General features: G+C 42.4%; 18 protein-coding genes and 1 tRNA gene. 2 read left to right on the top strand and 17 right to left on the bottom strand.

The genetic code is table 11. The features are described from left to right. Positions 1–95: 95 nt before the first annotated feature. From G457_RS21980 to G457_RS0119000, 8 genes are all read right to left on the bottom strand, one after another. Complete coding sequence (locus G457_RS21980; RefSeq protein WP_051260920.1) at positions 96–2,918, bottom strand: carboxypeptidase-like regulatory domain-containing protein; 2,823 nt, start codon at positions 2,916–2,918, stop codon at positions 96–98. Then, on the bottom strand, positions 2,908–5,514 hold the full coding sequence (locus tag G457_RS0119030; RefSeq protein WP_026947871.1) for a carboxypeptidase-like regulatory domain-containing protein: 2,607 nt from the start codon (positions 5,512–5,514) through the stop codon (positions 2,908–2,910). The genes G457_RS21980 and G457_RS0119030 overlap by 11 nt, the downstream gene beginning before the upstream one ends. 214 nt (positions 5,515–5,728) lie before the next feature. Then, the gene (locus G457_RS0119025) at positions 5,729–5,941 is read right to left on the bottom strand and encodes a hypothetical protein (protein ID WP_024284501.1); all 213 of its coding nucleotides are present in this window, start codon (positions 5,939–5,941) and stop codon (positions 5,729–5,731) included. 11 nt (positions 5,942–5,952) lie between these two features. Then, a complete protein-coding gene (gltX, locus tag G457_RS0119020; RefSeq protein WP_026947869.1) occupies positions 5,953–7,491 on the bottom strand; it encodes a glutamate--tRNA ligase in 1,539 nt (512 codons plus the stop codon). A 308-nt stretch (positions 7,492–7,799) separates the two neighbouring features. After that, positions 7,800–8,165, bottom strand: coding sequence for a 50S ribosomal protein L19 (gene rplS / locus G457_RS0119015; RefSeq protein ID WP_026947868.1), 366 nt, complete (start codon positions 8,163–8,165; stop codon positions 7,800–7,802). A gap of 50 nt (positions 8,166–8,215) precedes the next feature. Beyond that, positions 8,216–8,932 (bottom strand): tRNA (guanosine(37)-N1)-methyltransferase TrmD, encoded by a 717-nt coding sequence (gene trmD / locus G457_RS0119010; protein ID WP_026947867.1) that lies wholly within the window; start codon positions 8,930–8,932, stop codon positions 8,216–8,218. Between the two features lie 3 nt (positions 8,933–8,935). Continuing rightward, positions 8,936–9,466: a ribosome maturation factor RimM gene (rimM, locus tag G457_RS0119005; RefSeq protein ID WP_026947866.1), complete on the bottom strand. Its 531-nt coding sequence runs from the start codon at positions 9,464–9,466 to the stop codon at positions 8,936–8,938. A gap of 14 nt (positions 9,467–9,480) precedes the next feature. Further along, entirely contained in the window at positions 9,481–10,050 is a 570-nt protein-coding gene (locus G457_RS0119000) for a 30S ribosomal protein S16 (RefSeq protein WP_026947865.1), read from the bottom strand. Positions 10,051–10,194: 144 nt separating this feature from the next. Here G457_RS0119000 and G457_RS0118995 point away from each other — a divergent pair. Then, positions 10,195–10,266 (top strand) — tRNA-Arg (locus tag G457_RS0118995). Between the two features lie 121 nt (positions 10,267–10,387). Here the strand turns inward: G457_RS0118995 and G457_RS0118990 are convergent. Genes G457_RS0118990 through G457_RS22430 form a run of 3 tightly spaced genes read right to left on the bottom strand, consistent with a single transcriptional unit; the run spans position 10,388 to position 15,609 of the window. Then, a complete protein-coding gene (locus G457_RS0118990) occupies positions 10,388–10,783 on the bottom strand; it encodes a response regulator (RefSeq protein WP_026947864.1) in 396 nt (131 codons plus the stop codon). Position 10,784: 1 nt separating this feature from the next. Next, positions 10,785–11,909 (bottom strand): response regulator, encoded by a 1,125-nt coding sequence (locus tag G457_RS22435; protein WP_051260918.1) that lies wholly within the window; start codon positions 11,907–11,909, stop codon positions 10,785–10,787. A gap of 4 nt (positions 11,910–11,913) precedes the next feature. After that, complete coding sequence (locus G457_RS22430) at positions 11,914–15,609, bottom strand: PAS domain S-box protein (RefSeq protein ID WP_026947863.1); 3,696 nt, start codon at positions 15,607–15,609, stop codon at positions 11,914–11,916. A gap of 306 nt (positions 15,610–15,915) precedes the next feature. Between G457_RS22430 and G457_RS0118975 the strand changes: the two genes are divergently transcribed. Continuing rightward, positions 15,916–17,583, top strand: coding sequence for a formate--tetrahydrofolate ligase (locus G457_RS0118975; protein ID WP_026947862.1), 1,668 nt, complete (start codon positions 15,916–15,918; stop codon positions 17,581–17,583). 72 nt (positions 17,584–17,655) lie between these two features. On the opposite strand, the gene G457_RS0118970 is transcribed toward G457_RS0118975, so the two are convergent. From G457_RS0118970 to G457_RS0118945, 6 genes are all read right to left on the bottom strand, one after another. Next, positions 17,656–18,309, bottom strand: coding sequence for a hypothetical protein (locus G457_RS0118970; RefSeq protein ID WP_026947861.1), 654 nt, complete (start codon positions 18,307–18,309; stop codon positions 17,656–17,658). 26 nt (positions 18,310–18,335) lie between these two features. Beyond that, a complete protein-coding gene (locus G457_RS0118965; RefSeq protein WP_026947860.1) occupies positions 18,336–19,118 on the bottom strand; it encodes an SDR family NAD(P)-dependent oxidoreductase in 783 nt (260 codons plus the stop codon). Then, positions 19,111–19,770, bottom strand: coding sequence for an acetoacetate decarboxylase family protein (locus tag G457_RS21965; protein WP_051260917.1), 660 nt, complete (start codon positions 19,768–19,770; stop codon positions 19,111–19,113). The genes G457_RS0118965 and G457_RS21965 overlap by 8 nt, the downstream gene beginning before the upstream one ends. Before the next feature lie 6 nt (positions 19,771–19,776). Beyond that, a complete protein-coding gene (locus G457_RS0118955) occupies positions 19,777–20,538 on the bottom strand; it encodes an SDR family NAD(P)-dependent oxidoreductase (RefSeq protein ID WP_026947859.1) in 762 nt (253 codons plus the stop codon). A gap of 50 nt (positions 20,539–20,588) precedes the next feature. Then, a complete protein-coding gene (locus tag G457_RS0118950) occupies positions 20,589–22,307 on the bottom strand; it encodes an IlvD/Edd family dehydratase (RefSeq protein ID WP_026947858.1) in 1,719 nt (572 codons plus the stop codon). Between the two features lie 78 nt (positions 22,308–22,385). Then, positions 22,386–23,387 (bottom strand): glycosyltransferase family 61 protein, encoded by a 1,002-nt coding sequence (locus tag G457_RS0118945; RefSeq protein ID WP_026947857.1) that lies wholly within the window; start codon positions 23,385–23,387, stop codon positions 22,386–22,388. Between the last annotated feature and the right edge of the window lie 7 nt (positions 23,388–23,394).

Raw genomic sequence — 23,394 nt, 5'->3', positions numbered from 1 at the left:
ACATGGAATCTTCGCCTATGGCCAATCGCAAGTTTTACAAGAATCTCGTTGTATGAAAGCTACATCAACCTCTTCAACTTCAGGCTGGCTCGATTTCATTTTTCGGATGAATTGATCGTAAAGGTGCCAGAAATCGGCTTTCCGTCCAAGCTAAGCCCTCGGATTTCAACAGTCATCGGTCCCCCAGAATCATTGGTGAAAAAGCTCAAAACAACCTCTCCGGACTCATCGGTTACTAAGTTCCCATTCCAATAGAGGGTCCTTCTTAGATCCTCATCTACTTCCTCACCCCCTTCATAAGCTACCTGATAAAAGCTTCTGGGAGGCTCGTAACCCTCAATTACAAAATTTGAAACCGAAGAAGTCAAAACTGGATTAGCTTGATTACTTAGACCTTCCTTAAGATAGACCGCTATTACCCCATTTCTCCCCTGATCCCCCAGCATTGAAACAGTCCTTGAGACGATTTCAACCCGATCGATATCATTGGGATTGATATTTCGGAGATTATCAGCCGCAGTCGCGCCCGGCGCGGTCACCAAAATAGCCCCATCTACCATGACGAGTGGCTCCATGGAACCGGAGACCGAGGTAGCGCCTCCACGAAGCCGGATTTGCTGCTGACCCGAAGCCCCCGCTACGGTAACACGCATTCCTGGCACATTTCCCGCCAAGCTATTCACTAGGTCCACCGAGCTGCCCGTAGCCATCAGTTTGTCGGAAGTCACCACGAAGTCTGCTCTTCCATAGATCGCCCTGGAGGCTTCCAAAGATTTATCCTCCACCTCAACAAGCTCAAGATCCTCTGTCTTCAATTCTTCTTGAGAAATCGACTGATAGGTAGGATCTATCGTGAGCTCTGGCCAATTCACAGATGGAAAGGCTGCCAAAGGCGCAGCCAGGTTCTCGTCCAATTTAATCTCAGAAACAGGCCTTCCACGGGAATCCGTGGCTTGAATGGCTAGCCTCAAGGGACCATAAAATTCCATTCCCTCCAATTTGAATTGACCGCTTCTATCTGCTTCCAACTCAACGATTCCTTCAAAATTATTGACAAATACCGTAACAGCCCCCGAAGTCCCTTTTCCTTTTTGATCCAAGATCAATCCGCTCTGCTCCAAATTAGTCTCTATCGGGTATGAGAAACGCTCCAATCCTATGTTGTCAGGTATTTTCTCCAAAGCCAGTGCTTCTTCTGCAGGCTTGATCTCTGGAAAGCTTTCCACTTGAGCCTGATCAATGACAGAAACTGCCAATCGCGCTGAAAGTGCCCTACCAGCCTCATCCACCGTTTTAATTTTCAGTTGAATTTTTTCCCTTGGTCCAGCTTTCTCCGGATTTGCTTCCAACAAAACATTTTTGGATTTCAAGGCTAGTTTGGACCCGGATTCTAGCATTTGATTGGGTCGTAGGATTGGAAGGGGCTTTAAGAAGAGGTGGTCTGGACCATAGTTTCGGTTCCAGTTGGTGTATGCTCTTAGATAATACTGATTATCCGTTAAACTATCCGGGATGTAAAAGCTCCCCCCAGCTGTACCGTTGAAGATTTTATACTTCTTTCTGAAAACAAAGTCCCGATCGGCAGACACCAGCTCCACATGCAAGACCTGACTCAATTGCTTCTTGAGATATGGATTTCCATAATTGATAAAAGCCTGAAAAAAGACTTCTTCCCCAGCTTGATAGTAGGGCCGATCTGTGTGCAGGTAAACCCGCTCTTGATAGTTTGCGGCTGTTTTATCTAGATTCCGCAGTTGGATAGCGCGTTCGGCATCATAGTCCAAAGGCAACATGGAGGCGACACGTCTTCTATCCATATCACCGGAAAACACTACGTCTTGAGAGTTGAGAATCATACCATTTTCACGGACTCTTACCCGATCTCCGTTGACTTCTATCCAAGAAATGGGATAAGGCGCGTCTTTGTAAGTATTGACAATTGTGTAGCCCTTTTCGTAGTGAATTTCTATTCTTCCCTTGAGATAAATCCAGTATTCACCGGGACGGTCAGCCGCTGTCACCAGTTGATCAGGCTTGTAAGGAATGACTGATTTACCCAATTCATCGGCAAAAATATCCGAACGCATATTTCGGGAATCTGCCGCACTCGGCCGCTCTCCATACAGGTAAAAACCCTCCTTTTCATGAGTACCAGAGATCATGGCTCGGAACATATTCTGCGGAGATTTGGAATACACGTCCATACGATTCTGATCCCATTGCTGCTCCTGTTGATCAGACTCAGCTTCCAGCTCCTCAAATCTTGCTGCTCCCGCAATCCGATAATTAACTGGATTATCATAGAACTCCTGCAAATTGAAGGTGATTTTATAGCCCAAATATTGATTGAGGATTTCGATAGGCAGCTGGGAACTTGCCAAAAAAGTATTTCGCTCTTCTGATTCAGGAAAGTCCACTACCCAGGGGTTGGATATTTCGGTTTTAGCCGCAATGGCATCATTCCCAAGAAAAAGGTTTTCAAATTTTCGGAGATCTCGCTCCCAAGCCTTATCCCGTTTGGCCTTGATTTCCACATCCGAGAGCTCTGTCTCCAAAGGTTCCAAAGAGACATTCAAGGTCAGCTTGCCACCAGGGTTAAGCGTGACCTGTTTGGTCGTGGCTTGGTAACCCAAAAATGAAAAACCTACTTCCAGCGAACCCGGCGCAAGGTCGGTTAAGGTGAATACCCCATCCAAATCCGAGGTAGTAGAAATGGTGGTATTATTGACAAAAACATTGCAAAAGGGAAGTGTCTCACCCGTGTCAGCGTCTTTGACCGTTCCAGTCACGGTGGCTGTTTGAGAGTATACTAGAAATACCTGAGTAGTCAGGAGTGCTACTAGCAGAATAAGTTTCTTCAAAGGAATGGGAAGTAATTGAGGCTCCAAATTAGAAAATGTCAGCTGATTAATCCTCATTTAAAACGAAGGTCCCGTAAATGGGTTCACCAAGGTCAGTCATCCCTCTGATTTCAACCAAGAAAGGCCCTGCAGTTTCATTCAAATCAAATTCTACCGGAATCGAAAGGGTATTTTCATTTGAAATCAAGGAAGGACTCCAAAATAGCGTGGGTTTAAAAGGCCCCAAAAATGGAAAATTCTCTCTTGATTCTTGTGCTTTGCTGAAATTCATGTAGCGCTGAAAACCTTCAAATTTAAAGAGATTGAAGTTGTTTTGGGTCTTTGCGAGTTCCGCTCCTGTTTTTAGAAATATAGAAATTAAGCCATTTCTTCCCTGATCACCATACTGAGGTACCAACCTTCGAATTACCTCCACACGATCAATGGCAAAGACATTTATCCCTTCCAATACATTATAGAAGGATCTACTCGCCCCACCAGAGATTGTACCTCCTGAAAGGCCGTTTGCTGGAGTTCCATTTATCAAAATCAAAGGTTCTCCTCCTCTGAATCTTACCGACATATTTGGTGGAGAACCCACAACTTTCATTCCGGGAACCTTTGCCATCAAGGCATAAATAAACTGAACTGTTGAGCCCACTAAATTCAGTTCTTCACTTTCGATAACATTGTCAGGAATTCCATAGATCATGGCACCAAAATTTTTATCCTTTTTAGCCTCAACTTCTGCTGCTTCGAGAAGTATTTCTCCTTCAGCCAAAGGCTTAATAGGCATAATATCCTTGTCAGGAAGTATTTCCCTTGACACTACTTCTGGAAAATCCATCGTCAAATCAAGCTCCTCACTTGGATAAGATTTGAGATCGAGCTTTATGTTCCGAATTGGCTGATTCAGGACACTTGTTGCTTTAAGGGTAATCTCAAAGTCTTCCTCAAACCCTAAAGATGAAAAAGCAAAAGAGCCATCTTTTTCTGATCTGATTTTTCGTTCGTCATCGTACCCATTTATAAAAGCTTGGAGAGAACCTCGAATAGGATTCCCTTCATCGTCTTGTAACACACCCTCAAGATCAAAACCCCGCTCTATCGAATAGTTGAAATTCTCAATCTCACCTTTGGGATTTTTTTCTGCTAGCTGCTCTTCTATTCCCCTATTCTCTGGGACATACACCGCTTGCTTTAAATCCAAGACAGCAAGTGAAAAATTTGCATTGATTGGATTTCCTTCATATGAAGCAATCATCACATTCAAAGTGACTTTTTCTCCTGCCTTATAGCTTTGCTTATCGGTGAAGACCTTTACGTTTTTCGATTCTAAGCCTCCTGATGAAGCTTTAGGCTGGCTAAAATGATCCAGAATCTGAATTGGCAAAATATGCTCGGCTTGCTTATAGTTTAAGCTCCAGGTCGTATACGCCCTTACAAAAAAGTTACCCGTTTCGGAGAGATCCGGCAGGGAAATTTGGCCGGCGCTAAAGCCATCGGTGATCTTAAATACCTGGTGTGACCAAATAAAACCCACTGTATCGATCAGCTCAACATGCAACACTTTACTTAAGTCTTGAGCAAGAACAGGATTAGTATAGCCAAGGTATGCTTTGAACAGGATTGTCTCTCCTGGCCAATAGTGTCTTCTATCTGTGTGAAGATAAATCCGCTCTTGCATGGTTTTGGCACTCTTCTCCAAATTTGCCAAAGCAAAAACCCTATCGGCATTAAAATTTTGAGGAACTGCATAGATCGGATTAGTTTCAAAAAGCTCTCCCCGCCATTGCAATTTTGACCAATTAGTCGGTGCGCCATTCAGTTTCACCTGAAGCTTTTCTCCCTCATAAAACATCCTTCCCCTGCTACCGTCTTCACCCACTATTTCCAGAGGTTTGTCAAAGCTTAATAAATACTCTCCCTCTTGATCTGAAAAAGAGACCTCCGGGTTGGGATTAGAACCAAAACTGGCAAGTTCCCCAATCATCAATTGAGAAAGTAAATAAGTCGGACTTTGCTGATGGATCCTTAGCCGATTGCTCCGCCTTGTTTCTATTCCTCCATCTTCCGCTAGGTCAAAGTAGGAGTAATCAAGCAATTGGGGCTCTTCATCCTCCAAAATAAAGGGCTTGAAGTAGACGGTGACCAAATAGCCGGTTTCTCTATTAGAAAAGTAAATGGGGCCTAGAGAAGATACCTGTGTTTTCTTACCGGGTCGTTTTTCAAAAATTAATTGGTCAGAATTCAAAAGCTCCACCTGCAATGCACTGGGATGCTCACCCAAAAACTTTTTCTCCACCGCATTTTTAAACTTTTTGAGTTTGCCTTTCGAGAAATCAGAAGGTGTAACCCCAGCAAAAGGATCAGGTTCTAGGGAGAATACGAGCTTTTTTGTTTTTCCGGTCGAGGCCGAAATAATTTGAGATTGGGAAATATACCCACTCCCTTTTACGAGAATTTCCCATTGACCGTCTTGGATATTAGTTAGCAAAAACGTCCCCACAGAATCAGAAAAAGTCTGATAGGTCGTATTATGGATAAAAACATGGATATCCTGCAAAGGCATACCCGTATTTTTATCGAGTACTTCTCCTTGTATCCGGCTTGATTGCGCAAAAACCAAGGAAAGCGGTAGAAAAAGAATCAAAAATAAAATAGAAATCCTCATGCTCCTGCTAAAAAAACAACGGATGAATTAAACTGCATCTCTAATAAATAAAAAACATGTATAATTCCGAAGAAATTAAAAGAAAAAATTCTGTTTAAGGTTTTGAGGCTGTCTCATAAGACTTTCATGATTTCGATCCGCTGCAGTGGAGAGGCCCGCCTCCCGATTTTGATTGAATCGCGATAACAGTACATCCAAACCTGAGAAAGACTCTTTATTCCTCTTCATCGGATCCTCGCTTGATATCATCCAAGTCTTCCCGATCTTTCAGTTTTTTGTCTTCAACATTTTTATTCAAAAACTCATTGATCTTATCAATCGGAAAAGAAGAAGATATCTCTCCAAAAGGATCTATTTCCATCTTAAAACCCTTCAGGTCAGAATGGACCTTTGGATCTTCTGGTTTTTTCTTTTTTCGCTTGCTCATTGCTTTACTACTTATTCTGGACGGGGAAGGTTTTTGATTGCAAACTGAATGCGGTTTGCTACTTCACCTGCACCTAAGATAGCAAATATCTCCATCAAATCCGGGCCTGCCCCGACACCTGTCACAGCCAATCGGACGGCTTGCATAATCTTGCCCAGTTTGATTTCCAGTTCATCTGCAGTCTCTCCGAGTAGGGTTTTAGCGACTTCGCTATCATAAGTTCCCTCAAATTTCGAAAGCTTCTCAGCATAAGCCGAAAGTACAGCTACTGCATCTGCATTCCACTTTTTGGAGGCTACCTGCTCATCAAATTCTTTGGGAGCATTCACTAAAAAACGGCATTGAGTCCACATTTCCCCTGGGAAGGTCACGCGCTCCTTGGTCAATGAGACTATTGCCTCTGCCTTATTTGAGTCTAGCTCTACCTCATCTTTTTTGGCTGCTTCAATGACAAAGTCAGCCAAATCAGCATTTGAACGAGCCCGGAGGTATTGTTCATTATACCATTTAGCCTTGGCTATGTCGAATTTGGCACCGGCTTTCCCAATCCTCTCAATACTGAAAGCCTCTACCAATTCCTCCTTGGTAAAAAGCTCTCGCTCATCGCCCGGGTTCCAGCCCAAGAAGGCCAAGAAATTCAATAAAGCTTCCGGTAGGTATTCTTGCTCACGGAATCCCATGGCCGAGTCTCCGGTCTCCTCGTTTTTCCAATCAAGTGGAAAAACAGGGAATCCCATTCGGTCACCGTCTCGCTTGGATAGTTTTCCATTTCCGTCAGGCTTCAGCAAAAGCGGCAAATGGGCAAATTCAGGCATGGTATCTTCCCATCCAAAATACTTGTAAAGTAAAACGTGTAGCGGTGCTGAAGGCAACCATTCCTCTCCACGAATCACATGCGTAATTCCCATGCGATGATCATCCACGATATTAGCCAAGTGGTAGGTTGGCATTCCATCAGACTTCATCAACACCTTATCGTCCAAAGTGGAGGTATGAACCATTACCCACCCACGGATTTGGTCATGAAAGCGTACTTCTTCTTTTCGAGGGATTTTAACTCGAATCACATAAGGCTCCCCAGACGCCAATCTTGCCTTCACCTCATCCTCAGGCAATGTCAGGGAGTTTTTCATCTGTGTACGGGTGATACTGTTGTATTGAGGCTGTACGACTCGAGCTGCAGTCAGTCGCTCGCGCATAGCTTCGAGCTCTTCCGAAGTGTCAAAAGCGTAGTATGCATGCCCTTTTTCTACCAAGTCAAGCGCATATTGCATGTAATCAGCCTTCCGCTCAGATTGCCGATAAGGCCCTACATTTCCTGGATTCCAGGGACTTTCGTCAGGTGTAATCCCGAGCCATTCGAGGGATTCACGAATATATTCCTCAGCACCTGCCACGTAGCGAGCCTGATCGGTATCTTCTATGCGAAGCAGGAATTTTCCCTGATTCTTTTTTGCAAAAAGGTAATTATAAAGGGCAGTACGTACCCCTCCGATATGTAAAGGCCCTGTAGGTGACGGGGCAAATCTTACGCGAATTTCTCTACTCATGAGTGATTGATTGTCTTAAAAAAACAGGCAATAATGGAGATTGTTCCCCCATCCCGGCTGCAAAGGTAGGGAAAAATGATGGCTTCTGTAGTGAAAAAGGGGATTTGAAAAGGCAGGAGTCTTAAGATTCATCCGTCGCTTTTAATTCATCATTTACCCAGCTTTAGCCCAAAAAGACCCTTACCATTTACTACCCACTCTTATTTCCTTAGATGGACTCAATGCGCGAAATAATCAAACCCTACGCAGGAGTCTAAAACAAAAAAAGGAACCCATTTCTGAGTTCCTCTTTATGATTTTTGGAAAGCTTAGTGCTTCACCTGAATCTTTTCCTTGATACGAGCAGCTTTACCCTGACGTCCTCTCAAGTAGAACAATCGGGCTCTTCTAACTCTACCTTGTCTCAATAGATCGATCTGCTCGATAGATGGAGAAAGGATAGGGAAGATACGCTCTACACCGATACCGTTGGATACTTTTCTTACTGTGAAAGTCTCTCCATTGGAATTCGGGTTTTTACGCTGGATGACAGTTCCTTGGAACTGCTGGACTCTCTCCTTATTACCTTCCTTGATTCGTACGTGTACGTTGATGGTATCACCAGCTTTGAAAGAAGGGAATTTGGCTCTCGCCTCGCTGTATTCCGCTTCTACGATTTTCATTAGTTCGCTCATAGCTTCTATATTTTATGCTTTCGCTGTTTGGCCAACACGTGGCTTGTTATTTACTTTTTCCGTTTACTTGTTTCGCTATCCCCCAAACCTGACTTTGCCCATAGATCGGGTCTTCGTTCACGGGTTCGGCGAACCGATGCTTCAAATCTCCATTCATTGATCTTTGCTTCATGCCCTGAGAGCAATACCTCTGGAACTTCCATCCCATCCCACTCAGCAGGACGAGTATAGACCGGTGGTGCAAGCAAGTCATCCTGAAAAGAGTCAGTCAATGCAGACGTCTCATCATTTAATACTCCAGGTATCAGACGAATAATAGCGTCAGCCACTACAGCTGCTGCTAGTTCTCCACCCGACAGCACAAAATCACCAATACTGATTTCTTTGGTAATGAATCGATCTCTCACACGCTGATCTACTCCTTTATAATGACCACATAAGATCATCAGGTTTTTCTTCAGCGATAGAGAATTTGCCATAGGCTGATCGAATGTCTCCCCATCAGGCGTCATATAAATAATTTCATCATATGTTCGCTGACTTTGGAGATGTTCGATGCACCGGGCAATTGGTTCGACCATCATGACCATTCCTGCACCTCCACCAAAAGCATAATCGTCTACCTGCTTCTGTTTGCCAGTTGCAAAGTCTCGCAGGTTATGTACCCTGACAACTGCCAAGCCTTTTTCTTCTGCTCTTTTCAGAATAGAGTGTGAAAATGGGCCTTCCAGCAATCCCGGTACCACGCTGATGATGTCAATATGCATATCTCAGTCTTCCAGATAAATGTCAAGCAATCCTTCGGGCAATCGACAGAAAACTTTTTTTGCTGCCTTGTCCACCTTGATGATGATTCCATCCTGGATGGGAATGAGAACCTCTTTTTCTTGATGGATGACCCCGATAAGGTCTTGGGTGTCCAAGTCGTAGATGGTTTGCACTTGGCCCAACGAGCCATGCACCTCATCTTCTACTTCAAACCCGATCAATTCGTGAAAATAGTATTGGTCTTCATCAAGTTCAGGTAGTTCAGATAGTGGAAGATATACTTCCGAGCCTACCAAATCCTCCACCTGTTCGATACGATCCAGTTCTTCAATTTTCGCAAGTGCCTTATTACTTGCCTGTAGCACAAAGTGCTCCAGAAAATAAGGGACTAAGCGGCCATTTCGTTCTAGAAAGATGTGCTCAAGATCTTCGTAATCTTCAGGAAAATCCACATCGAGCACGACCACTATTTCACCACGGAGTCCATGAACTTTCGAAACATAGCCTAATTGGAAGCATTGTTCCTTGTTCATGAATCAATATACTATTAAGCTTGTGGAGCTTCGTCGCCTTCTGCGGAAGCTTCAGGAGCTGATTCTTCTGCGGACTCTTCAGCAGGAGCTTCTGCAGCGGCAGCGGCTTCAGCAGCAGCTTTAGCTTCTTCTTCTCTTGCCTTGATAGCGTCCAAACGAGCCTGATTCTTTGCAGCTTCAGCTTCAAGAGCCTTCTGACGGGCTTCGTCTTTTGCCTTACCGATAGAATCAACCTTGCTTTGGATTTTAGTTTCTTTTTCCTTCAACCAAGCTTCGAATTTGGCATCAGCCTGTTCTTGCGTGATTGCACCTTTTACTACCCCGATTTGGAGGTGTTTTTTAAGCATGACTCCTCTGTAGGACAGCATAGCCTTCACGGTATCGGTAGGCTGGGCTCCGTTCAACAACCACTGTAGAGCGCGCTCATTGTTGATGTTGATCGATGCAGGGTCTGTGTTCGGATTGTAAGTTCCGATCTTTTCGATGAAGCGTCCATCACGTGGAGCTCTTGCATCAGCGACAACCACGTCATACATAGCCATTTTTCTTCGGCCTCGACGTGCTAATCTGATTTTTACTGACATAGTTTATATTTGTTTGTTTAGTGGATGGAGCCCGTCCATCCTAAATTTGGAGTGCAAAGATAGGGTAAATCTCTGAATCCCCATAAGTTGGACTGATTATATTTATTGGTTTTTTGGCATTTCTCGTATCTTGCGAGTCCCTTTGGCCCCGTAGTTCAATGGATAGAATAGAAGTTTCCTAAACTTTAGATACAGGTTCGATTCCTGTCGGGGCTACTACTTTCCTAAATATTATACCCCGAAGGCAGTTTGGATTTTTTTTGATGCTAAGCTAGGATTGAACAAAAAAGCATTCGCTTTATGTGATCAGAGGATTGTCATATTTAGCCACAGCCGTTCAGCTAAAAAGAGTCTTATCCTTCAATCCAATCAGATAATCAATAGCTAGCGGTTTTTCCAAAAAATCAATAATGGAAGCATAGTTCTCAGCTTTGATCTTATCGCCTTTATCTACCGATGAAGTCACCAAAATTACTTTTATGGTATCAAATGACCCTTTTGATTCCAAAAACTCCAAAACTTCCCACCCATCCATAATAGGCATATAGATATCAAGTAAAATCAAAAATTTTGATTGGGAATCTTCATTTTGCTTAAAAAACTCCACAAGCTTTTCAGCGTTTTGAAAATGCTCAGGATGCACATTAAAGCCCAACTTTTTTAGTGACCAATTATGAAGAAAGATGAATTGAGGATCATCATCGACCACTATTATTTGAAAGTCACTTTTCATTCTATCCTAGGGTTACATTAGTTTTTGACTGGGCCACATTGGACTTTTCAGATATCTTCCTGATTATTTGATCTAGTTCATACGAGGAATCCTTGATAATCTTTAAAAAACTAGCCGTCTCTTCATCCATTCGAGAACTAAGCTCATCATCAATTAAATCAATTACCCCCATCATTCTTGCAAGGGGAGCCCTCACCTCATGTGATTGGGACCAGGCAATCTCTTTGAAAATTTTGTTTTGATTTAGGATTGTTTCAATCTGCTCGACTTTTTCGGTTACATCCCTCAAGAAAACAACTGTCTGAATTTTATTTAACACCTCCATACTCACAAAGGAAGTTTCCATTATTCTACATTCTCCAGAATTGATTCTAATCTTTCGCTCTAGAAAAAGAGTCTCACTCTTAGAGCTCAGCTGCTCTTTGATCTTAAAGTAATAATCATCAGAATAATCACAATCCAAATCCTTTATACTTAATCCTCCTAGTTCTTCCTTGGTATATCCTAGAATTGCTTCTGTTGCTGGATTGCACTCAAAAAAGTTGGAAGGCTCTTCTTCCTGAAGATTAAAATAGAGAATCGCATCGAAGCTTGAATTGAACAATACCCGGAAATATCTTTCTCTCTTTTCGGTAAGATCCAAAGCAGCCTTTAGATAGGCTGTCTTTTCTTCTACCATTTCCTCTAAAATGATGTTTTGATTTTGTAGTTGATCCAATACGACTGATGCCGTGATAAGATTTTGAACCCTAGATATCACTTCCCTGATATCAAAAGGCTTTGTCAAAAAATCATTAGCTCCCAGGTCAAACGCCTGATGCTTACTTTCAGATGAAATATCAGCTGTCAATACCAAGATGGGCAAAGTATCCTTTTCGGAATCTTTCCGAATGGATTTGATCAACTCATACCCACTTATATGCGGCATCATCAAATCAATGAGAAGGATGGCCGGCTTTTCAGTTTTAAGTTTCGGGAGGAGTTCTCGCTCATCTGTAGTGGACCAAATGTTTCCAAATCCAGCAGATTCAAGTACATTTTCTAAGAGAATCAAGTTCTTGATCTGATCGTCTACAATAAATATCCTAGACTCAAGAATGGACTCTTTTAAGGGTTTTTTAATCATTTCACTACAAATATTCGTCAACAATCTTACTAAGCAAGTCCATTCTCATTGGCTTGGTAATGTAACCCTCTGCTCCAAGCTTTTCCATTCTTTCCATAGAATGATTCGTCGCATCTGCACTCACAATGATAACAGGAATGTCTTTAAGTGTTGAATTTTTCTTTAATTCTTCTAAAATTTCAGAACCATGGACCTCTGGTAGATTAAGATCGAGAAGGATGATTTTTGGGTGATATTCAGTTGCCAACTGAATGGTTCCTTCCATAGTCATGGTCCAAATTAGTTGGATTTCGGGGTCAATCAGTTTAATGAACTCTTGAACCATCTCAATGTTTGTGGGATTATCTTCCACCAATAGAATAGTAGGTTTTGAGGGTTTATTATTGGGTTTTCCCTTTTGCGAGAAATCTTCCTTCAAAAGATCCCTGTAGGAGGACTTTTGAAGTGGTATTTCTACCCAGAAATCACTTCCTTCTCCGAGATTACTAGATACACCAACAGTCCCTCCCATGAGCTGCACTAATTTATCCACCACCGAGAGTCCCAAACCAGTTCCTTCGATTGAAGAAGTCGAGTTTCTTCCTCTTTCGAAAGGAGTAAATAATTTAGGAATGTCTTCTTCAGAAATTCCTACCCCAGTGTCCTTGAAATGAATTTGAATAAACTCTTGATCCTCTTCTCTATTCGTAAGTTGATATTCTATACTGATACTACCATTAGGCTTATTATATTTTATTGCGTTGTTGATTAGATTGATTATGACCTGTTTAAGTCTTTGCAAATCAGCAATGACAAATAGTTTTTCAATACTCAACGAGGGAGTGCTTATGGATATAGAATTCCGAAAGGCTGCAGTTCGGACAGAATCCACCACCTCACTTATCAAGCTTTGAAGCTCGACGGGCTCAAGAGAAACTTCGATATGGCCAGCCTCTATCCTCGATATCTCCAATACTTCATTGATAAGATTCAAAAGATGGTTTCCGCTTTCCAGAATAAAATTCAGGTTTCTTTTTTGACTATCTGATAAATTGGACAGTTGGAGTATTTGTGCAAATCCAAGTATGGAATTCAAAGGAGTCCGTAATTCATGACTCATTCTGGATAAAAATTGGCGCTGGGCCTCGTTTGCCCTTTTTGCATCTAATATAGCCCCTTCGAGTACTTCGTTGGTTATGGAAAGCTCTTGGGTTCTTGCAGCAATTTTTTCTTCCAGACTTGAATTGAGATTTAGGATCTCTTCCTGATACTTCTTGCTATCTGAGATATCCTCATAGAACAATAGTAGTTTGTGGAATTCGCCAGATAAATTGGAAATCGGAGAAACTGTTAGCTTAAACCATACTACCTTTGAGGAAACTTTACTGACAAGTTTAATTTCCTGGCGATAAGGAGGAATCCTTTTCCCCGAACTCTTATTCTCTACTAGATTACTTGCATATTCACTTAACTTATCTAGTGGGTAATCAAAATAATCCCGAATATTTCCAATAGCTACTCCATTTGGGAGATCGACTTCCAGAATATTTACAAGAAGCTCTTTATATGCTGCATTATAATATTCAATATCTCCATCAAATGAAATAATTTTGGTGGGAGTATTGCTCTGCTCGATGGCCTCAGATAATTTCTTGATCTCTAATTCCGCGGTTTTACTTTCTGTGATTTCAATATCTGAGCCCTGATACTTTAGGATCTCTCCCTTCTCATTCAAAACAGGCTTTACTGTGCGGTTAATCCATATAATCTCTCCGTCTTTGTGTTTACCCTGAAGATCAAAGGCTACAGGTTTGCCTGTATTGACTTTATCTTTAAAGCCAATAAGGCATTCTTCTATATCTGAGGTACCACAAAAGACATTTAGTGCTTTTTTGCCTATCAACTCGTCTTTTTGATAGCCATAGACAGTTTTAGAGGCCTCACTTACATACAGAAACTTCCCCTCCAGATCGATTTCCCAAATGACAGATCCACTAAGTGAAGTGATTTCCTGAAATCGTTTTTCGCTCTCAATCAACTGATCACTTGCTTCCTTTTGAGCGGTGTAGTCTATACCTATGCATTGGACTTCTGAAGGGTTACCAGCTTGATCTGTTACACAAGTAATTTCCCAAAAAGTATTACATATTTTTTTGTCTACAGTATATTTATCTAACTCGACTTTAAAAACCTGATCTGGATTTTTAATACATTCCTCTACTACCTCTCTGATCCTTCCCCAATGGTATTCACAGATTGATTTGAGGATAGTTCCCTCTTCATCTTTTGCGTCAAATAAAATTTCTCCGAATCTCTGTTCATAAACAGGGTTATAATAGGTAGGTCTACCCTCAAGGTCTGTCCAGACAATATAAGTTGATTGAGACTCAAGCAAGAGTTTAAGCTGGGACTCACTTTGTTTAATCTCCCTGAGCTTTTCAGACGCATCTATAAATTGAAAAATAATAGTGCTGATAGCTTTGAGTAGAGGGTATTCCTCCGGAATAAAACTAACCGATTCAGTAATATAGACAACTACCTCGCCACGGACCTTTCCATTGACGACTATATCTTCTTGAATCTTCTTGGATGTCTCCTTAAAATTGGCACTTTCAAACCTTTCCGAATCAAAATTGATGACAGCAAAGGTCTCATCCGGTTCAAAAAAGCCTGGTGGGATGATGTCCACAGCTTCAGAAAGAAACTCCTTTACCGAACCATTGTAAAATTCATGAGACAGAGCAGATATTCCATAAATTGACTTGAGCTCTTTAAGGCGTTCAAAAATATCTCGCTCCCTTTTGAATCTTTCCTTTACCCTTCCATAAATCCCGACGAATATATCTAAAACCCTGAACTCCCTTTGGCTATATGTGTGCTTGCTCTTGACCCAATCTATTCCCACAAAACTTACACATTCATTTCCAACCATTACAGGTATGGCTAATATGCTTTGTATTCCCTGAGGCTCTAAGGCTTGTCGTAATTCGTCATCTTCATTCAGCAAAGAAACATCAGACACAGACATTATCTTTCCCTGCCGATGAGCATCTGTCCAACTTTTCAAACCTTCTAGAGGCACATTTTGCAAAGTATCTATATAAGGCTCAATCTCATTTGCACACCATTCAAATGTTTTGGAGGTTTGATCATTTTCCCAATCATAATCAAAAATATACATCCGATCCGCTTCCAAGAACTTCCCGAGCTTTTCCAGACTTCTTTGAATAAATTCACCAACCTGATCCTCAGAAAGATGTATAAATGAGGAGGAAACCGAAACTAGTGTTTCGTGAAGGACAATTTCTTCCCTTAAGTTTCTTTTTGCTATGATTTGATCTGTTATATCGACAAAAGTGGTAAAGACTTGAGAAGGTTCTTGCTCATCCTTCAAAAAAATTGGGTAGGAATTGACTAAAATCCAAGTATAATCATTCTCCGTAGGATTGAAAATCCCCATTTGAACCTTGTAAACAGGCTTCCCAGTTTTCAGAGATATCATGGCGGGATGCCTTTCCCCAGGAAAATCTGAACCATCAGGATGAATAGTATGCCACCTAGGATCGACTGACTCCATCCCTATCATTTGGTCCAGACTTAATCCTAAGAGCTCTTCTGCTGCAGGGTTGGCATCGAATATTAAGCCATTTTTATCTTGGAAAACTACACCTTCGGCTAAATGGTGATACCAATTTTTATATTCAAACTTATCTACAGTCATTGATCTTTAGAATTACTTTTTTGATGTCAGAAACACCCCTGTCAATATTAAGACCTTTATTGAACAAAATACACATTTGTATGAAATAATAAAGATTAAATATCCTCATTATCCATTTGGAGATAACTATCCCAATACCTCGCTGGTCTCCGTGAATGATGTTTCAACTTACTATTTAATATAAAACATCATCTGTAAAAATCTACTGCTCCCGATCCTGTTCTTTACTGATTTATCTCATGTTTTTTAGCTTGTATTATCAGGGAATTCCCAAGGATTTTATTCTTGTTTTGATAAAAAAAAGAAATGAACGATCTAGACATAGCCAAATCAGTCCCTCCCCATCCAATCCGACTTATTACCCAAAAACTTGGTCTACCAGAGGAAAAAATTGAGCCATACGGTAAGTTCAAGGCAAAGCTGGACTTGGAGTTGATTCAGGAAGAAAAAGTTCAGCAGTCAAAGTTGATTTTGGTCACTGCCATCACCCCAACTCCGGCAGGTGAAGGTAAAACTACCGTGACAATAGGCCTTAGCGACGCACTCAATGATCTCGGGAAAAACTCAATTGCAGTGATTCGGGAACCAAGTTTGGGGCCTGTATTTGGACTGAAAGGAGGAGCTGCCGGAGGCGGGTGGTCACAAGTGATACCTATGGAGGACATCAACCTCCACTTCACAGGAGACTTCCATGCCATCGAAAAGTCCAATAATCTCCTGGCGGCGCTTTTGGACAATGCCATTCAAAGCAAAGTCAAAAACCTACAAATAGATCCTCGATCCATCCTCTGGAAGCGAGCCATGGATATGAATGACCGAGCCCTTAGAAATATTGTCTGTGGACTAGGCGGTAAAAGCGGTGGTGTTCCCAGAGAAACAGGTTTTCAGATCACGGCAGCTAGTGAAGTAATGGCTATTCTATGCATGAGCCAAAACCTAGAAGATCTAAAAAACCGCTTTGCGAAAATCTATCTGGGGGATCGATTAGACGGTAGTCCTGTATTTGCCTCAGATCTCAATGCGCAAGGTGCAATGGCAACCCTCATGAAAGAAGCTATCAAACCCAATATCGTACAGACCTTAGGCCATCATCCCGCCTTGATTCATGGGGGACCATTTGCCAATATTGCCCAAGGCACCAATAGCATCCTAGCCACCAAAATGGGTATGAGCTTAGGAGAATATGCTGTGACGGAAGCTGGCTTTGGCTCTGATCTAGGTGCAGAAAAGTTTTTTAATATCAAATGCCGGGAAGCTGGCATTTCTCCAAAGGCGACTGTCTTGGTAGCTACCATTCGTGCTTTGAAATATCACGGAGGCAAGCCTCTCACTGATTTGGAAACAGAGGATTTGGAAGCTTTAGAAAAGGGCCTACCCAACCTCGAACATCATTTGGAAAGCCTCAAAAAATTTGAAATCCCCGTGGTGGTGGCTATCAATGTTTTCAAAAGCGACACGGAAGCTGAAAAGAAATTATTGATAGACTTTTGCAAAAAATTGAATGTACCTGTAGCTCTCAGCGAAGGCTGGGAGAAAGGGGGTAGTGGCTGTTTGGGTTTAGCCAAACTAGTCATCCAAGAAGCTGAAAATTGCAATCGCTCCTTCAAACCCACCTACGAGCTGGAAGACTCTGTGGTCGATAAGATCAAAAAAGTAAGCCAGAAAGTGTATGGTGCATCCGATATCATCCTTAGTCCCAAAGCACAAAACCAACTCAAGAAAATTGAAAGTCTTGGGTATCAAAAGCTTCCTATTTGCATCGCAAAAACTCAAAAAAGTATCAGCGATCAGGAAAAGCTGATCGGAAGGCCGCGCGACTTCAAGATCACAATTAGAGAATTCGAATTTGCCGCAGGTGCCGGCTTTCTTATCCCAATGGCTGGCGAAATTCTCCGAATGCCCGGGCTCCCTGCAAAGCCAGCTGCTGAGTCAATGGATATTTCTTCAAATGGGGATATAAATGGGTTGTTTTAAGACTCAAGTCAGCAGAAATTTCAAATCCAACAGGACCCCACTAAAAAAAGTCGGGCCCTTTTAGATTTTGAGTTATTCCACCGTCACATCTGTAAACCAAATGAAGCGGTTTCCCTCTCCATCTTTATGCATGGTGGCTAATTGAATAGGTCCAAAATCATGGACATCCTCCCAAGTCCAGGTTCTGCCTTCTGCGCCATTTTGCCTTCTAAACGTCCATTCAAGAATTCGGTGATTTTCGTCCAAATACAAATCATAAGCATCTCCCGGTGTATACCCATCAGCAGAATTGTAAACTACTGTCAGTTTGGTGGAGTTGGTTTGATGTAGCGGAGTAGGCACGTTCTCAGCGACTTCGTATTCATACCCAGTATCCCAGGCCAGTTGGAAAGGCATCATGAGCCAATATTTATCATTTATAAAGCCTTTATCCGCATCAGGCAATGAGTCTGAAGGCATGTCCAAGCTGTAGGTATAAGTAGTATCCGGACCCGAATAACCCACTTCATTATTTTGGATATCCCAAGACCAATTTCTTGAAAAGACATTGACCGAATCACGCTGTACATTCCAAGTGTAGGAGATTTTTTTCACCTGATCAAAGTTTTCAATACCGTAGGCTTTGGCCACTTGAAAAGGAAGCGTTTCCGGATATTCCTGTTTTTGATCCTTGGAACAGGAAAAAGCAAGCAAGCTGACTACAAGAACGAGAAGAAAGTTTTTCATATGATTGATGGTTTAAGAAAGCTAACTTACTCAGAATTAGCTTTGTTTTTTACCCATCCTCTGAGTTTTTCTAATTCTATCCATTGATAAATGGGCAGTATGATGGGAATAACCCTATTCATCAATCGCATTAGAGCAAACAAACGAGAGGGAAAAATCCTTTTCTTTCCTTTTTCCAGACCTCTGAGAATTCTTCTTGCGACGGTTTTCGGATCTTGAACGGGGAAAGCCTTGGGAATATTTTTACCGGCATGATCAAAAAAAGCTGTCGCTGTAGCGATAGGAAATACAAGTGTCAATTGTTTTCCGCCTTCACTCCATACTGTTCTCGCCCACTGTAGCAGGGCCGATTTGGTAGCTGCATACAAGCTGTATCCGGGCACTGCCCAATAGGACATAGCTGAAGCAATGATGACATGATGACAAGAAGCCTGTTTTTCTTGTAGCTTCATTCCCAGTTCAATTGGACTAAAGGTATTCAACTGGAATAGTGCATCCATTTCCTTCCAGTATTGTGTTTTGGCCGGACCATATTCCGCTTTACCCGCATTGGCTATGACTAGATCGATTTGAAAGTTATTCTGATCCAGCCATTCTATAATCAGATCATTTGCTCCCTTGACGGCCAAATCAACTTGTTTGGTTTTAATTTCAGAAAACTCCCGCCTTAACTTCTCTAGTCCTAAATCCGAAATATCTACTGCGTATACTTCTGCTCCTTTTTCCAAAAGTTGAATCAAAAGCGCTTTCCCAATCCCCGAAGCAGCACCTGTGATTAGCACTTTTTTATTTTTGAAAAAATCACTCACGGATACTCGGCTTTGGAAAATGAATCTGAAAGGGACGGATATGTACGGCCAATAAAGGCTTTACCTGATTGACAGAAGGAAAGAAATCTGCCTTGATATTATTAAAATTGACTTTCGCCAACTTCCCCCTTCCTTTTCCTGAAGGTTTGGTGAAAAATTCTTTTCCCTCCCACTGCTGATACAAATCGATAGGGAGCAAAGCTGTACTCGCCGGAAAAGAGAATCCAAATGGACGAATCGAACAATCAAAAAAAACCTGATTTCTAGATTTTACACGCACTTGTATTTCTCCATCACTTTCCTCCCAGTCAAAGTCCATGGTCTCTTTCGGGATGCCCCAATTAGCCCGGCCATTCATCGTGCTGAGATCGGAGTCTACAAAAATCTTGGTAATGGATTGCTTTCTATGCTTTCCGAATTTTCCAGGAATCAAGAGCAATTCCCGATAAGGTCCCACGGGACTTTCGGTATAATTCACCAGCATCAAATACCCCAATCCTCCTTCAAATTGACCTTTAAGGTATCCCGGAATTTGACCATTTTCTTCTACCCACTTTTTCGGAAACTTAAAAACCAGAATAATCCCCTCCCCTTTGAGGTCCCACGGTGGTGGAAATTTCTGAAAATCTTCATTTTTCGGGGAGGCTATCATGGGCTATCAGGAGTAGGGAGAGGGACTCACGGCTGTCCAGCCTCCGTCAATGATCAAAGTCTGTCCTGTAATGTGGCGAGCAGCATCCGAGAGCAAAAAAGCGGCGGCTTCCGCGATATCCACCGTAGAAGCAGGTCTGCCTGTTGGAGTCAACTTGGACCAAGTGGCGGCATACTCGGGGTCAGAAGTAGTGCGTTCAGTGAGAGTTGCTCCAGGAGCGATGGTATTAACGCGAATCCCCAAAGGAGCCAATTCTAAGACTAGATTTTTGGCAAGCATCTCAGTAGCGGCTTTGCTCATGGCATAAGCTGCTAAATTTTCATGGCTTTGATGACCTGTGACTGAAGAGGTAAGCAAAATGGAACCTCCTTCTTCTTGCTCTTTCATAACTCTCGCAGCAGCTTGAACGAGAAAAAAGGTTCCTTCCTGATTTACCCGCATTACTTCTCGAAAATCCTCCCTGCTATACCCCAAAAAGCTTCCAAAGAGTGTGATTCCGGCATTTGCGACAACTTGATCTAATCTCCCAAATGTTGAAAGTGCAAGTTGGACCATCTCTTCGACCGTCTCTTGACTTGCTGCATCTCCTGAGCAACCAATAATACTTCCGCTATTCATTCGGGAAAGCGTAGCGACCGATTCCTCAACCAAACCTTTTTCTACATCATTTAAAACAACCTTCCCTCCTTGTTCCAGAAGCTTCCTAGCTATTTCCAGACCAATTCCCTGTCCTGCCCCTGTGATGATGGCTACCTTTGATTTTCCCATTGGAAATAAATTATTCTAAATGTAAAAAATCCAATTTATTGAAGTCACGCTTAATGCGAATCACGCTTAACCTCCGAACCTGAGCTTCCTTGTAAGAAATCAAAGTCTACCCCGTCATGAGCCTGATTGACTTGATGAAGAAACAAGTTGACATAGCCCCGTTCATAGGGTAATTGAGTAGGTTGAAAGGCGTTTTTACGCTTCTCCATTTCCTCATCGGAAATCAGCAAATTCAAACTTCGATTTGGCACATCGAGCTGAATCATATCTCCATTTTGCACCAAAGCTAATGGCCCCCCAATGGCAGACTCCGGGGACACGTGCAAGACAACTGTACCGTATCCCGTCCCACTCATTCGTCCATCGGAAATTCGTACCATGTCTTTGATTCCCTTTTGGAGGAGTTTGGCAGGAAGTCCCATATTTCCAACCTCAGGCATTCCTGGGTAACCTTTAGGACCCACATTTTTCATCACTAAAACAGAGTTTTCATCAACCTCTAAGTCTGGATCATCAATCTTAGCCTTATAATCGTCTATGTCTTCAAAGACCACAGCCTTGCCAGTATGAGTCAGGAGATGGGGACTCGCAGCCGAGGGCTTGATCACAGCACCGTTTGGACAGAGATTTCCTTTCAGAACCGCAATTCCTGAGTCCGGCTTGATGGGTTTTTCTAAAGTTCCGATTAGTTCTCGGTCATAGCATTCTGCCTTCTCGATATTTTCACCTAGCGTCTTTCCATTGACCGTGATGCAATCAGTATGAAGTTTGGATTGGATTTCCCGCATGACCGCGGGAAGGCCTCCGGCATAAAAAAGGTCTTCTACCCAATGCTCCCCCGAAGGCTGAACATTAGCAATCAAAGGCACTTTGGAAGAAAAATGATCAAAATCTGTCAGATCCAAATCGACTCCGATCCGACGTGCTATGGCTGTAAGGTGAAGGATAAAATTGGTTGATCCTCCAAGTGCTGCATTGACCATGATGGAGTTTTCAAAGGCCTTACGTGTCAAAATCTGACTCATTTTGAGGTCTTCCTTGACCATCTCAACAATCCGCATTCCTGCCATATGGGCCAAAACTTTTCTTCGAGAATCAGCCGCTGGAATGGTAGCGTTATCTGGCATTGCTAAGCCCAAAGCCTCCACCATGGCAGCCATCGTAGATGCTGTACCCATCGGAGCACAATGCCCTCTTGAGCGGGACATCGCAGCCTCGGCTTCTATAAACTCTTCCTGAGAAAGTTTTCCTAATTTATATTCTTCGGCAAACCTCCATACATCGGAAGTACCTATTTTTTTACCCTTAAATCTACCTACGAGCATTGGACCTCCTGATACGACCAAGGTCGGCAAGTCTACCGAGGCCGCTCCCATGACCAAGGAGGGAGTTGTCTTGTCACAGCCGCACATCAGGATCACACCATCCATTGGATTGGCTCGGATGCTTTCCTCCACATCCATGGAAGCGAGATTTCTGAAAAGCATGGCTGTGGGCTTGATGGAGCACTCTCCAAGAGACATCACCGGAAACTCAAGAGGAAAACCTCCGGCTTCCCAGATTCCTTGCTTGATTGACTCCGCTAATTCTCGGAAATGTGCATTACAGGGAGTAAACTCTGACCAGGTGTTACAGATACCGATTACAGGTTTTTCACCTTCAAATAGGTGATGAGGTAATCCTTGGTTTTTCATCCAAGAGCGATAGATAAATCCGTCTTTTCCGGTTCGACCATACCACTCCTGACTCCGGAGTTTTTTCTTTGCCATAGGTTTTTGGGTTTGAGTAAAATCTGGCAGAAGATAGGAAAAAATGAAGATTTCTGCGAACCTTAGATGGATATCGGTTTATTCTTTAATCAATTGATCAACCAAGTTCTCTAAGGACTCTACATCAACTTTGAAATTAGCTAGGATGGTGTCTTTTTCAGTCCCTTCGTTTAGCGTATAGTAGTACTCGTGCCCTAGGACATTGGCGAGATTGAAATAACACTGATTTTGGTCATCCTCGTGATTTCTTAATTCAACCACTTTACTTCCCATCGGCAAAAAAAGCATATTGGTAAGTGCTGCCCCATGCAAAGAGATAAAAATAGCTGTCTCACCCATCAATTCGATTTGCTTCTTCACCGAAAGCTTTTCGGCATGATAGATCACAAAACCCTTTTTATTTAGACACAGCTCCACTTCCTTTTCATTCAAAACCCTACGTTTGGGGGCCAAGCTTCTACTAATGTAGATTTTGCGGTGCGGGGTTCTTGAGATTTTGGAAAGTCGGTTTCTAGTCTCTAGCGTGTATTCCGGGTGAAAGTGTGGAAAAACAGCTGTACGTGATGTCAAAACCAATTTTTTGACTTTAAGATTTTCAAATGAAGAATAAAAGATGGCTTTGATTCCTAATAACTTGAGGCTTTGACTGACAAATGGAAGCTTTTGGTAGGATTCATGTAAGATGACTTGACCGGTCACCCCTTTTTCTAACCCTTGCCAAATTCTCGGTAAACAATCCGTCATCCAATGAAAGTAATTGGCACTCCATTCATCCTTGATCCAAATGCCACTTTCGATTGTTCGCCATTTCCTAAAAGCACAATTCAACACTCTTTTTCCCAAGGGAAGTACACCTAATCCATAAACATGGGTATGGGAAGCAAAGAATTTCAGCTCTTTCCAAGAAAAAACCGTATCCTGCAAAATCAGAGCATCATTCAATACCCAGCAGGGCTGTATAATAAAAGATGATTGGAGCCATTCGTTAAATAAAGGCTTATCTTCCTTCCTAACATTGGAAGGGAGTCCTCTCTGTACTCTTATTTCTTCCTCAAGGCCCTCTTCTGGATTTAGCTCCATTGAAAAA

The sequence above is a fragment of the Algoriphagus marincola DSM 16067 genome (assembly GCF_000429405.1).
Classification (GTDB): Bacteria; Bacteroidota; Bacteroidia; order Cytophagales; family Cyclobacteriaceae; genus Algoriphagus; species Algoriphagus marincola.
This window is presented reverse-complemented; position numbering and strand designations above follow the sequence as displayed.